The sequence below is a fragment of the Dyadobacter sp. 22481 genome (assembly GCF_052044875.1).
Classification (GTDB): Bacteria; Bacteroidota; Bacteroidia; order Cytophagales; family Spirosomataceae; genus Dyadobacter; species Dyadobacter endophyticus.
The window spans coordinates 477,378-489,888 of sequence record NZ_JBQENV010000003.1; the positions used below are offsets into that span (position 1 = coordinate 477,378).

Sequence of the window (12,511 nt, forward strand, 5' to 3'; positions counted from 1 at the left end):
ATTTCAGTTTCTCGGATTAGAATGTAACGTTTACACCAAAAGTCAACAGCCGGTAGAATGGGTAGCGTTGCGCCCCGCCGTCGACTCTGTCGGTCTGTTCCGGGTCCCACTTATCCTTTACCTTGGTCAGCTCCCAGAGGTCGCTACCTGAAAAATACACCCGCAGTTTTTCAATTTTCGCCCGTCTGGTCAGTGGCTGGGGAAGCGTGTAGCCGAGCACGATATTCTTTAATCTCACATAAGCCCCGTTTTGCATGGACCAGTTTGAGATCTGATAATTGTAGCTGGCATAGTTCCCGAATCCCTTGTTGGTGGCCGTGGTCAGGATTGGTAATTCAGCGTTTGTGTTTTCGGGCGTCCAGGTTTTGCCCACCCACCAGTCGGCATGGCCTTGCCAGATCGTACCGAAGGGCGTACTCCAGTCGGAGCGACGGTAGATCTTTCGTTGTCCTACCCCTTGAAAGACCGCAGAGAAATCAAAGCCCTTCCATTCGGCACCCATATTGAAGGCAAAAACATAGCGGGGGTCGCTCCTGCCGAGATAAACTACGTCGCCATCCGCGACTGGTTTGCCGCTCGCGTCTTTTTTCCCGAGCAGGTACTGGTTGGCCCCGGCGTTGGTCAGCTTGCCGTCGCCGTTGATATCCTGGTACATATTGATTCCCCTGATCATCTGCGTAGCTCCCGGCATGTTCGTGATACTGCTTCCCGGCACGAGCCCTGCATAAGCCGCTGCTTCATCATCCGTTTGAATACGGCCAGCATATTTCAATCCGAAGTAAGAATCCAGCGCATATCCTTCGATTTTGTTTTTACCGGCAGCAACGATATTATTTCCGCCGTAATTCACGAGTTTGTTGCTATTGTCGGTAAGGGTACCGTTGATGTGGTAGGAAACGCTTCCGATCTTATCGCGCCAGCCCAGGGACATTTCCCATCCCCACACTTTCAGCTGGCCGATGTTGGCCGTCGGGGCTACGGCGCCCAGCACAGCGGCGTAGGTTTGGGGCAGCAGCATATTCTTGTTCTTTTTCCAGAAATAATCGAAACTGCCCGTCAGCCTGTGGTTGAGCAATGCAAAGTCGACACCGATATTGGAGTTGCGGATGGTTTCCCAGGTCCGGTTCAGGCTTACGAGGGTGTCCGAGGGCGCGGCGGTAACCGAGCGTGAGGTATAGCCTCCCAGGATAGCACCTGCGTTGCTGAGGTTCGTCAGCTGGATATAGTCATAAAGCCCGATCCCGGTTTGGTTTCCCACGGTACCAATGGACCCGCGCAGTTTCAGTTCATCCAAAAGCTTGACATCCTTCATGAAGTTTTCCTGGGTGATCCGCCATCCAGCCGAAACTCCCGAGTAGAATTTCCACCTGTTGGCTGCGTCGAATTTGGAAGAGCCATCATAGCGGGCATTCGCTTCGAACAGGTATTTATCCTTAAAAGAGTAATTGAAACGGCCGAATGCGGATGCGATCGCCCAGTGGTTAGCCACTTCGACGTTCGAGCGGGTGGTGTTGTCGCCCAGGCTCAGGCCAAGCGCAGGCACATCGTTGCTCGCCAGGTATCCTGTGCGGCTGGAAAAATAGTTGAATTCATCCCGTTCATAATTACCTCCTACCAACACGCTGATATTATGGCTGTTGTTCAACACCTTCTTGTATTCCAGAAAAGCATTGGTATTGAAATAGGCATCCTTTCTCAGCGAGCGCTCGTACCAGGATTGCGCCTGTGAAGGATTGGCCTGATACTGGTAGCTTTCCGTATAGTTATAGATCTCCGAAATGTATTTGTACTGGTTCTTGCCCTCCGTCGCTGCCCAGTTGTACCCGGCCTGCGCAACGAGGTTCAGATGTTTGGCGACATTGAATTCCAGTTTCGTATTCACAAACACCCGGTTGTTCAGGGTCTTATTCTCTCCGCCCAATTCGAGCAGCCAGTTCCGGGCGGGCTGCGTGCCCCATGCGTAAGGCTTGCCATTGACCGTCGCTACCGGGAATCCGGGCTGCGAACCGAAGTTGATTTCCCCCTGACGACTTGGTACGATCACGTCGTTTTTTTCGAGCGAGATATTGGTTTCCAGTTTAAAACGCGGAGAAAAAGTGTAATCGAAAGCCAGGCGGGTATTGTAGCGTTTGCTGGAATTTTCGCCCCATTTGAGCATACTGCCGTCATTGAGATAACCAAAAGACAACCGGTAGCCCAGGTTTTCATTGCGGGCAGCCAGGCTCAGGTCATGCTGGTTGGAGACAGCCCGGCCGTTTCCCCACAAAAGATCGATCGGATTGGTATCGAAGAACGTATAATCTTTAACATCCGTAAATCCGATCGTTTCACCGCCCGCAATATATTCGGGGGTATTTTTATCGATGTACCCGCTGGCAGGTCTGTTGATCCACGCCCTGGCGTACTTGGTCCAAATCCAGTTTTCGTCCGGCACTCCGCCTGTGGAGGCATTGGAGATAGCTTCCAGCAAATATTTACCATATTGGTCCCCATTCAGAAAGGAAGGCCGTAAACCCATCCTTTTTTGCGATACCGAGCCATTGTACTGGATGGTCGCTTTCCCTGACTTAGCCCTTTTGGTAGTGACCAACACCACGCCCCCTGCCGCGCGAGCGCCATAAATCGCCGCCGAGGCGTCTTTCAAAAAGGAGATATTGTCTATGTCCTGTGGGTTAATGGAGTTCAATGCGCTTGAATTGACGAGGGGAATGCCATCTACAATAATCAAAGGTTCGGAGCCATTGGAAGAAGCGGCGCCCCTGATCTGGAAATTCCAGCCCTCCTGCCCCGGCGCTGCCGAGCTGCGGGTCACGATCACACCCGGTACCTGTCCTTGCAAGGCAGCCAACGGATTCGAAACGACGCCGCGGTCCTGAAAAACTTTCGAATCGATTGAAGAAACGGCGCCGGTCAATGTTTCCTTCTTTTGCTCACCATACCCAACCACTACCACCTCTTCCAGCGCCTTATTGTCGACCAGCAGCGTTACATCGATTTTCGACCGGCCGTCTACCTGTATTTGCTGCGATGCGAACCCCACGAATGAGAATACCAAAACAGCATTATCCATGGGCACAACCAGTGAGTAATGGCCGTTGGCATCCGTAGAAGTACCGGTAGTCGTTCCCTTTATCGTGATATTGACACCCGGTAATTTCTCCCCGTTTTCGGCCTGGACCTGCCCCGAAACCGACCTTTCGGAAACCGTGGCCCGGTATTCGGACGATTGGGAAGCATCCATTTCATGCGACCCCGTTTTTAACGGTGCCGGATCAGGTTCTTTACTTAAAATGATAAAATCATCGGCAACGGAATACCCTATACGTAGCGGTACAAGCAGCCTTTCCAGCACTTCCTCCAATCTTCCGTTTTTGACCGAGATACTCACCTTTCGGTTACTCACCACACCGACCACATAGGAAAAACGGACCTTTGTGGATTTCGATATCTTGTTCAGGACGACTTTAAGCTCCATGTTTTCTGCCTCAATACTCACCTTTCGGTTAAGCATTTCCTGCGCAAGGCCAGTTCTTGCGTGGCTCATCCCTGCCAGCAACAGTATCAACACGAACGGGACGCTGATTTTCATAATTAAATAGGCACAGTGATGCCACCAAATTCTTTTTTTCATAATTTGACACGGGTTTTTGAAACTTTTAGATAAAACCTTCCCCTGACTCTTTCCTGAGAGCTTCGTTGAACGCGAGAAAATGGGGAGTTAAACATAGTCGGTGATGCTGGACACATCGCCGGCTTTTTTTAAGTAGTTTTTATTTGCATATCCAATTGATTTAGTTGAACAAGGTCTTAGTTGCAGCCTGCTCCTGAAATCACCACTTCGTTACCCGAGACGACATATTTGGCCTGTATAGTCCGGCAAATGATGTCGAGTTTGGTAAAAAAAGGCTCTTCCCTGAATGGAATAGTAATATTGCAGTTGCCGAAAGTCTCTACGTCGTAAATAATCCTGATCCCGTACGCTTTTTCCAGCGATTCGAATATTTTGGAGACGGGCAATTCTACGTAGTCGAAGCTAAGTGTTTCCTCCTGGCCCTGCAGAACGACCGGATTTTCCACCAGTTTTTTAGAAATCAAGTTCTTTTCACTGATATACTCCGCCTTCTGGTTTGGTACCAGCAAAAGGCCTTCTTTTTGATCATTTTCAGATTCCTGCATCCTGTACACGGCAACCCTGCCCGATTTCACAGCCACGGAAACATCGGCGCCGCGGGAGGAAATCTTAAAACTCGTACCCACCACACGCGTTACGAGTCCGCCGGTGTAAACCAGAAAGGGGTGTTTTTTATCCTTCGCTACTGAAAAGAAAGCGTCTCCCTTCAAATAGACATCCCGGGTGGAGTCACCCAGCAAGTGTTTCGAATAACTGATCCGGCTGCCTTTCGAGAGTGTTATCTTACTACCGTCGGGAAGCGCGACCTCATGGTCGGCATTGCGGTCGTTTGCGATTTCAACCAGCTCTGATCCGGATCCTGCCGTAAGTTTCTCGTAAGTGTAATCCTTTGTGCTGCTATTTTTCCTTGTCAGCAGCCATGCCAACCCAACGGTGAGCAACAAAACGGCAGCGATTTTATACCAAATACCAACTGCAGCATAAAAAGGTGTGCTGATTTCGTCCCGTCCATCGACGCTCGTCATGATCCGCTGGATGTTATCCGAAAGCTTTTGATCCGAAAGTTGTGACGGCAGGTGTTTCCATTCCAGGATCAGCAGCCTGGCTTGTTCCATTTCGGCCCCGGCGGCGGGATCCGAGTTCATCAGCATTTCCCAGCGCGTTCCCTGAATGGGTTCCCCCGAATGCACCCATTCCACAAACTGGTCATCCGCGAGAAAAAAATCAATATTGTAATGATTATATTTATCCATATCTAAGCACAATTAGGAATTGCTTGTACTCATATGGTAAACGTTGTGTTATTATCTCATCAAAAAATATGAATTATTTTACGGCAAAATCACAGAATCAAAGTAACTAGCTGATATTAAAAAACTTACAAATCAACAATAAAAACAGTAAAGCATTGAAACAGGCCTTCCAGTAGCTGCGAAAAAGTTTGAGCGAGAGGGACAGCAGATTATATACCGCAGGCTCCGAAATGTTTAGCACCTCGGCTATCTGGGAATTAGACAGGTTCTCAAAAAAACGCAGGTGCAGAATTTCCTGCTGGCGTTTCGTGAGCTTTAACATGACAAAGTCGATCCTGGAAAGTTGCTGCTCGGTCACTTCCACGCGGATAATCCGGGTTTCCGCATCGTCGGTTTCCTCAAAAGGGCTCTCATCCTCCTCGTCCGGAAGCTCTTGGGTCAACGACAGTCTTTTCTTCGCCCGCCATATCTGGTTCCGTAATGCGCTGAACAGATAGAGTTTCAAATTAGCGGTCGGCGTCAGGAACGCGCGGCGGTCCCACAGGCTTAAAAACAGGTCGTGAATGTCGTCACTCAGCTGGTCGTGATCCCTTTGAAACCTAAAACCATAATCGAACATAGGACGATAAAAAATACGCAAGATCTCTTCAAAGGCATCCTTGCTGCCGCCTTGAAAAGCTTTCCACAATTCTTTCTCCTGCTCAGACATCCTGTTGAAATATCCTTTAAAATTATCATCGCTGCAATCCGGGAAAGGCTCCTGGCCTGCTAAATTCAGGTGCATACCTGTCCCTAAGGCAAGAGCCTGGCCTGTGTCGTTGTGTCTCGGTTGGTTTTAGGAATAATTTTGTAAATATCAGAATTATTTTAATAATAATTGTAGCCTGTACAATTATTCTATCGGCCGGAAAGGCAGATTTGAGCTTTCATTTTCGTCAGCTCTCCCAGCAGCTTGGTTTCGCGCACCGCTTCGCTTTTGCCCAGCCCTTCGGCCATCCGCGCGATTTCCAGGTTCAAAGTATCAATCTCGGTATTCCGCTGGCGGCGAATGTCCTGCAAAGTCGAAATCAGCTGGCCGTCTGAGGCAATGCTGATTTCCAGCAAACTGTCTTCGATGTCTTTTTGAACTAGCCATATTTCTTTCTGATGTGCAATGAAAAGGCATTCCGAAATAATCCTGCGTGCGATTTGCATCGCGTGCGGGCTGCGGGAAAAGATGCCGTTGTCAACTTCCAATAAAGGGCATACAGAATTGAACACACAGTTGATGATGACCTTTTTCCAGATAATGTTCTTCAGATGCGCTTTGCTTTCGAAAATAAATTGTGGTGTGGTCAGCTGGCTTACGATCTTACCGAGGTTATCCATGCTCCCGCGTTCAATACCGACGGGACAGGCAGCGACAGGCTTGAACTGGACAGTCGCATCGTCTATCACCTGGCTGGTCACGAAAAGAACGGCTCGGTATATTTCCTGAAAATTCTGTGCGACGAAAGGCTGCTCGACACCCAGACCGTTTTGCAAAAGTACAATCGGAGAATTGCCGATCTTTTCTTTCAAATCAATGGCAAGCTGTTTGTTTGCGTAAGACTTGCTGGCCACCACAATGATCCCATCGATCGCTGAAAATGTGTTTAGAGCGGCCACGGTAACCTCGGCTTCCAACACCGTTCCATCCGGCATCCGCGCTGAAAAATGGGCTGATTTATGGCTTCCGTCGTTGAGGCTACCTCTGATAATCGTAACCCTTTTGCCGGACAGTCTAAGAAAAACTGCCAGCGCTCTGCTGATCGCACCCAAACCGACGATGTAAATGTGTTCCATATTCGAATCCATTGTTTGGTTACTATTTCTGTTCGTTACAAAATTGAAGAACGAAACGCCGCAATAACAGATGCAGTTTTGTTATTTTAAACAATAACAGTTTCTAGCAAAAAGCCTGTCAGCTCAAAAAAACTAAAAAAGCTGACTGGTCCCATTACTTGCCAGAATAATGCGAATAATATCCCGCCCGAAATCCGCGGCTTTCGCTTGTCCGAAATTTTTGATTTGGGATAATTGGGTTAATGTGCCCGGCATTTTCTGCGCCACCTGAGTTAAGACGGCATCCGACACGATCGTATATGGCTGTACGTTTCGCTGACCGGCAATACCGGCGCGCCATTCAAGCAATTTATCGAAGAGCGCCGCATCGACTTTTGGCTGCTTTTTGCCGCTCGCCACCGGCTTGGTCTCGCTTTTATCAGACCGATAATCGCTCAGCGCCTTTGCGGCCGTTGAAACCAATTCATCGAGGCTCCTGGTTTCGGACAACATCAAAAAGATTCCCGTTTTCAGCCCGATGCTATGCCTTAGCCGCGCCGCGGACAAATGGAAGTCAGGGTCCAATGCGCGCCGATCGCATTGAGCGAGCAATTCGCCTATTTCCTGCATGACTTCATTGAGTTTGAAAAAGAAATAGCCGATGGCCTTGGTCAGTCTTTCGGGCAAGGCTGGCGCGCTCCGCCCCTGAGAAGAATCCAGGAGCGCCAATAACTCTTGCCTGCGAAAGCTGGCTGAGACCTTTATCAAGTCAATATTAATCCATTTCGATACAGCGTCGGTCTTCTGCCGGACAAGCCCATCAAGCAGCTCATTTCCTCTGATAAACCCTGACACCTGTTCCCAGGACTCCGCCAGGATTGAAAAATCGAACAGATCTATCACCGCCTCCCTGAGGCTGTCATGCCGCTGCGCAGCCAGGCCCGAGCCATCGTACGCGTTAATCGAGGCATTTTGCATAAATGCTTTCACTGCGGGGGCCACCATAACACTGGCTGAACTGACCGGTTGAAGCAGCACAAGCCCATCCAGCGAGCGGCATCGGCTCAGGGCCACATACACCTGCCCGGGCGCAAATGCGGTGCGGACGTCGACCACCAGCTTGTCGAAGGTCAGGCCCTGGCTTTTATGAACGGTTACAGCCCAGGACAGTCTCAACGGCAACTGCGTGAATGTTCCCGCGCTGGATTCGCTGATTTTCCCCTCGGTCTCCGATAGCGTATATTTCACATTCTGCCAGATTTCCGCACTTACAACAAAGTCGGAGGCATCATCGATAAATGTGACATGAACACGCCCGTTGTCGATCCGCGAGACCCGCGCGGCCCGCCCGTTGTAGTATTGCTTTTTACCAGAGCTATCGTTTTTAATAAACATCACATGAGCTCCTTCTTTTAGAACCAGTTCCTTCTCGGCCGGATACGCCTCGGAAGGGAAATCGGCGGAGATAGTCGCGCTGAACAGATGCTCGGGAGCCTGCAACGCGTCGAGCCGCTGCTGGTTGATCTCCTTGACCTTATTGTTATGAGTGGAAAGTGTAACATATTCCGAGAGCTCAGAATCCGGCTGGGAAATGTACCGTGCATTAAGTGCAGAAAGCGTCGCTTCCGTTACCTCACCATTTCTGACATTGTTGAGGATGTCGATAAACACGGGATCGCTTTGACGGTAAACGCGCGACAGCTCAAAGGTCAGGAAGCCCGACGAGCCCCAAACCAGACTATCAAAGAAATACGGGCTTTTATAGAAGCGGCTTAGCAAATCCCAGTCGTTGTTGGCAACTGGCGGCAACTGGTAAGGATCGCCGATCATCAGCAACTGCACTCCTCCGAAGGGCCTTGCCGATGCCCTCGTAAGCCTGAGAAGGGCGTCTATGTAGTCCAGCGTGTCGGCGCGCACCATACTTATCTCATCGATGATCAACAGCTGCATTCGCCGGAGCATTTTCTCTTTCTCCGGGTTCACAGACCGTATGGCTGGCTGTGGCTGGCTCTTTCCGCGTACACCAGGCGTTAACGGGCCCAGCGGAACCTGGAAAAAAGAATGTATCGTAACGCCTCCCGCATTAATGGCCGCCACGGCCGTCGGGGCGACGACGACCATTTCTTTGGCCAGGTTCAGACGGATATGTTGCAAAAAAGTTGTCTTACCTGTTCCCGCTCTTCCTGTCAGAAAGATAGGTTTATCGGTCAGTGTCAGGTAATCGAGGATAGTTTGATGATGAATGTCGAGTTGCATGCCGGTTTTTTACTGCAAATTAACCTGAATCCGAAGTCCGCGGAAATACTTTTCTGATTTTTAGCAAGCCAGGAAACATACACCTTTGGGCAGACGAGTGCACTACCGGAAAGTACCGGGGCTACGTTCCAAGACTTCCAGCCGCCGTCCCCTTGTTTAATAATAACCGTCAGATAACTAATAAGTTACAAGCAGTTATATTATTGAAATTTTATTATAAATTAGAAGAAATAAACAATCTATACATACATGAAAACAGCTCTTCTTATTCTCATCGTATTCATTGTCCCTCTCACATCCCACGCGTTTGGAACCATTACTTATGCGAGAGCTCTTGAACCCACATCCGGCGTTGCGTTTCCTAATCCGAATGCTCCAACGGTATATGCCGGTCAGAGCATAAGACTGAGTGGATTCGCGGGAGGCCCAGGCGGAATTAGTCCTTTTTTTTGGTTTGGCGAAGGGTTACCTACCGCCGGGGGCGACAGAGAATCGTTGGTTACATTGCAGAATTCAGGAATTGAGCCAAGAACTGTTATTTACATTTTTGCGGAAGACGCGTCCAGCGAATATAAAGCTGTGGTGACAGTGACAGTGCTTCCTGCGCAAACAGTGTCCCCCGAGCCTGTCCTCACAGGACTTCCCATCTGCGCTGGTAAATATGTGCCCATAACAATTACTTCCTCCAGCTGTCCCGGAACAATCAAATGGTATTACATTAAACAGCAGGGTAACTATCAAATAAAAAGCTACATGCCTGAATATAACGGTTTGACAGCCCTGGTACTATCGCCGATGACCACTCCACGGTCTATTTGCGCCACCTGCACCGTGGGAGGCATTGAAAGCCTGGGCGGCAAAAGATTTACCATTTACCCCAACGGCGTTTCTGGATCACTGGAAATCCTTGCCGAAACTGATCCATCCGAGCCTCTTTGTCCGTGGACAAAAGTCAATCTCACGGCAACCGGGGTAGGAATCGATGCCGCATTGGTAAAATGGCATAAAAGCGCATCGGGATCCCCCCAAAACATTGGGACAGGTGCCAGTATTTCATCCACGGTAAACGACAAAGATACATTTTTCGGCGCCAGATATGAGGATGGGTGCAGTACTCAGAATGTTGATATCGATTACAAAGTAAATCCACCGGCAGCTGTCGCTGCCACCAGCTCGTCGCAAACCTTCGTATTTCCGAACTCACTTTATGCTTCGGTGTCAAAGGACTGTCAACAAATTGCTTACTTCTTAACCTTACATGACTATATAGATTCCTTTTCAGGGAAGGAAATAACTGTAAAGGTGAATGTCGAGCCCCAAGTTGGTGTGTATAAGGGCCAGCCATATTTGCAGCGACATTATGATTTTGAACCTGTCCAGGCCATTGCCCCAACTGCCAAATACCAAGTCGGCCTCTACTTCACCCAAGCCGAGTTTGATGCCTTTAACGAACACAGTAGTGTCAAATTGCCGTCGAACAACTCGACCGAGGAACTGGAAAAGTTTTCGAACCTGAGGGTTTGGCAGGCACACGGGCTGCCGTTGTCGCAACCCGCAACTCCCGGTAATTATTCCGGGGGAGCGGTCACCGACTATTTGGCTGATACCGAAACGAAAGTAATCTGGGACAATGAGCTGGACTGTTGGCGGATTAGTTTTTGGACTACCGGCTTTTCCGGTTTTTTCATCACGATGGATAACGCGATAGCATTCCCGGTAACACTCGTCGATTTTTCCGCAAGGTTGAATGAAAAAGTAGTAGACTTAAACTGGCAAACTTCGGACGAAGTCAACAGCGATCACTTCGACGTTCAGCACGGAACAGATGGAAAAAACTGGGCAACATTGCATAAAATAGGCTCAGCTGGCACCAGTAATACAGCCAAAAAATATTCTTACCGGCACGAAAACCCGGTTCATGGCGAAAATCTTTACCGGCTCAAAATGGTCGATTCGGATGAAACCTACACGTATTCAAAGATAGTATCGGTGAATTTCGCTGGCCCGGGCGGTCTGCGAATTTTCCCTAATCCGGCATTCGACCAAATTGTTTTCCAAAACGAAGTACCCCTCAGGAATTACCAGATATTAAGCGTAACTGGAAAGGTCGTACAGGAAAATAGGTTTGAAAACGCGAGCAAAAGCGAAGCAGATATTTCTTCCCTCGCCGCCGGAGTGTATATTGTCAAGGTGACGGATATCCATGGCGAAAGCACTAACCGGAAATTTGTGATAAAAAGGTAGCGCGGGAGTATCAGCGCCGTGGTCTCTACAAATTTGAAATAAATCCGGGGATTGGGGCGGCATACCAAATAAATTCCCTTTTTGGACAAGCCCGGTCATCGAAAAAGATCACCGGAGCATAGCTTTAATTGAAATCACCAGGGAATGGAATCAAATCTGCGGCAACATATCGAGAAGCTGGTGCTTTTGACTGACGAAGAATTCGCGTTTGTTGAAAAGCATTTTATTTTTAAGAAATTCAAGAAACACCAGTTTATGGTGCAGCAAGGCGAGCCCGTGCCTTATAACTATTTCCTGCTTTCAGGTTTGACCAAGCTGGTATATACCGACGAGACCACCGAAAAGCAACATATTTTGGCCTTCGCGATGCAAGACTGGTGGGACAACGACTTTCAGGCATACTACACCCGCACCAGGGCTACACTCTCCATGGAATGCCTCGAAGACACCGAAGCGCTTTGCCTGTCATTGGACGACTTCAATGCCCTACGTACCGGTCTGCCAAAAATCGAGCGCTTCTTTCTGGAAAAGGTGATTGCCGGCTTCCTGGCATCCCAACGCCGCATTCTTTCGTTGATGACTTCCAGCGCGCAACAACGCTATGAACAACTCGCGGCGCAGCATCCTTCATTACTGCAACGTCTTCCCAAAACGCAACTGGCGGCTTATCTGGGCGTTTCCAGAGAAACACTCAGCAGGATGAGCTTTTAGTGTGAGGTACCTCACAGCAAAGTCGTGAGGTACCTCACGGGATGATTTCCCGCGCCCTCAGTAGGTTTGCATAGAAATCAACTGAAGCAAAAATGGAAAAGATAGTCATCAATCCCTGGCAATGGCAGAACGAGCGCCACTATGCGCAGGGTATAGAAGTGAAGCACGTTGAAAGCACGCTGTACTGTGCCGGACAAGCAGCCGTACATGCTGATGGTACATCGAGCTCGGCAGATATGCAAACGCAACTGCTGATCGCGATAAGTAATCTAGAAAAGGTCATCAGCGAAGCTGGCTACGAATGCAAAAACATCGTCCGGCTAAATGTTTACACGACCAATCAGGAGGAATTCTTCAAATGCTTCGGTACGTTCGGTGATTGGGTTGCGAAAAACGAAATCAAACAAGCAACAACCTTCTTTGAAGTGAAATCGCTTTTTGAAACGTTGTCAGTGGAGTTGGAGGCTACTGTTGTAAAGTAAGTCCCGGGGGGCTGCCCTGGCTTCACATAAAATTGAACGTTGAATTTACCGTTGTTCGGATTCGGCCAGGCTATTAAGCCGCTTCGACTGGTAAATTCAACGGTTATCAAAAAACATGCTGCACGAGAAAA

8 protein-coding genes are annotated in these 12,511 nt (G+C 49.0%); 3 read left to right on the forward strand and 5 right to left on the reverse strand.

What is annotated here, in order from left to right; genetic code table 11:
- Nucleotides 1–16: 16 nt before the first annotated feature.
- From ACTJJJ_RS20785 to ACTJJJ_RS20805, 5 genes are all read right to left on the reverse strand, one after another.
- Complete coding sequence (locus ACTJJJ_RS20785) at nt 17–3,589, reverse strand: TonB-dependent receptor (RefSeq protein WP_440702899.1); 3,573 nt, start codon at nt 3,587–3,589, stop codon at nt 17–19.
- A 218-nt stretch (nt 3,590–3,807) separates the two neighbouring features.
- Nucleotides 3,808–4,884 carry a FecR family protein gene (locus ACTJJJ_RS20790; protein ID WP_440702900.1) on the reverse strand — a complete coding sequence of 359 codons (1,077 nt, stop codon included), beginning with the start codon at nt 4,882–4,884 and terminating at the stop codon, nt 3,808–3,810.
- A gap of 106 nt (nt 4,885–4,990) precedes the next feature.
- Nucleotides 4,991–5,668 carry an RNA polymerase sigma factor gene (locus ACTJJJ_RS20795; RefSeq protein WP_440702901.1) on the reverse strand — a complete coding sequence of 226 codons (678 nt, stop codon included), beginning with the start codon at nt 5,666–5,668 and terminating at the stop codon, nt 4,991–4,993.
- A 113-nt stretch (nt 5,669–5,781) separates the two neighbouring features.
- Entirely contained in the window at nt 5,782–6,708 is a 927-nt protein-coding gene (locus ACTJJJ_RS20800) for a ketopantoate reductase family protein (RefSeq protein ID WP_440702902.1), read from the reverse strand.
- Nucleotides 6,709–6,840: 132 nt separating this feature from the next.
- Nucleotides 6,841–8,943: an HRDC domain-containing protein gene (locus ACTJJJ_RS20805; protein WP_440702903.1), complete on the reverse strand. Its 2,103-nt coding sequence runs from the start codon at nt 8,941–8,943 to the stop codon at nt 6,841–6,843.
- A 249-nt stretch (nt 8,944–9,192) separates the two neighbouring features.
- Between ACTJJJ_RS20805 and ACTJJJ_RS20810 the strand changes: the two genes are divergently transcribed.
- From ACTJJJ_RS20810 to ACTJJJ_RS20820, 3 genes are all read left to right on the forward strand, one after another.
- On the forward strand, nt 9,193–11,187 hold the full coding sequence (locus ACTJJJ_RS20810) for a T9SS type A sorting domain-containing protein (RefSeq protein WP_440702904.1): 1,995 nt from the start codon (nt 9,193–9,195) through the stop codon (nt 11,185–11,187).
- Between the two features lie 144 nt (nt 11,188–11,331).
- Nucleotides 11,332–11,898, forward strand: coding sequence for a Crp/Fnr family transcriptional regulator (locus ACTJJJ_RS20815; protein WP_440702905.1), 567 nt, complete (start codon nt 11,332–11,334; stop codon nt 11,896–11,898).
- Nucleotides 11,899–11,990: 92 nt separating this feature from the next.
- Nucleotides 11,991–12,380: a RidA family protein gene (locus ACTJJJ_RS20820; RefSeq protein WP_188937545.1), complete on the forward strand. Its 390-nt coding sequence runs from the start codon at nt 11,991–11,993 to the stop codon at nt 12,378–12,380.
- Nucleotides 12,381–12,511: the final 131 nt, after the last annotated feature.

What these genes read in the sequence shown, in the direction of transcription:
- ACTJJJ_RS20790 (WP_440702900.1), bottom strand. Translation starts at nt 4,884, where the DNA reads ATGGATAAATATAATCATTACAATATTGATTTTTTTCTCGCGGATGAC.
- ACTJJJ_RS20815 (WP_440702905.1), top strand. Translation starts at nt 11,332, where the DNA reads ATGGAATCAAATCTGCGGCAACATATCGAGAAGCTGGTGCTTTTGACT.
- ACTJJJ_RS20800 (WP_440702902.1), bottom strand. Translation starts at nt 6,708, where the DNA reads ATGGAACACATTTACATCGTCGGTTTGGGTGCGATCAGCAGAGCGCTG.
- ACTJJJ_RS20810 (WP_440702904.1), top strand. Translation starts at nt 9,193, where the DNA reads ATGAAAACAGCTCTTCTTATTCTCATCGTATTCATTGTCCCTCTCACA.
- ACTJJJ_RS20820 (WP_188937545.1), top strand. Translation starts at nt 11,991, where the DNA reads ATGGAAAAGATAGTCATCAATCCCTGGCAATGGCAGAACGAGCGCCAC.
- ACTJJJ_RS20785 (WP_440702899.1), bottom strand. Translation starts at nt 3,589, where the DNA reads ATGAAAATCAGCGTCCCGTTCGTGTTGATACTGTTGCTGGCAGGGATG.
- ACTJJJ_RS20805 (WP_440702903.1), bottom strand. Translation starts at nt 8,943, where the DNA reads ATGCAACTCGACATTCATCATCAAACTATCCTCGATTACCTGACACTG.
- ACTJJJ_RS20795 (WP_440702901.1), bottom strand. Translation starts at nt 5,668, where the DNA reads ATGCACCTGAATTTAGCAGGCCAGGAGCCTTTCCCGGATTGCAGCGAT.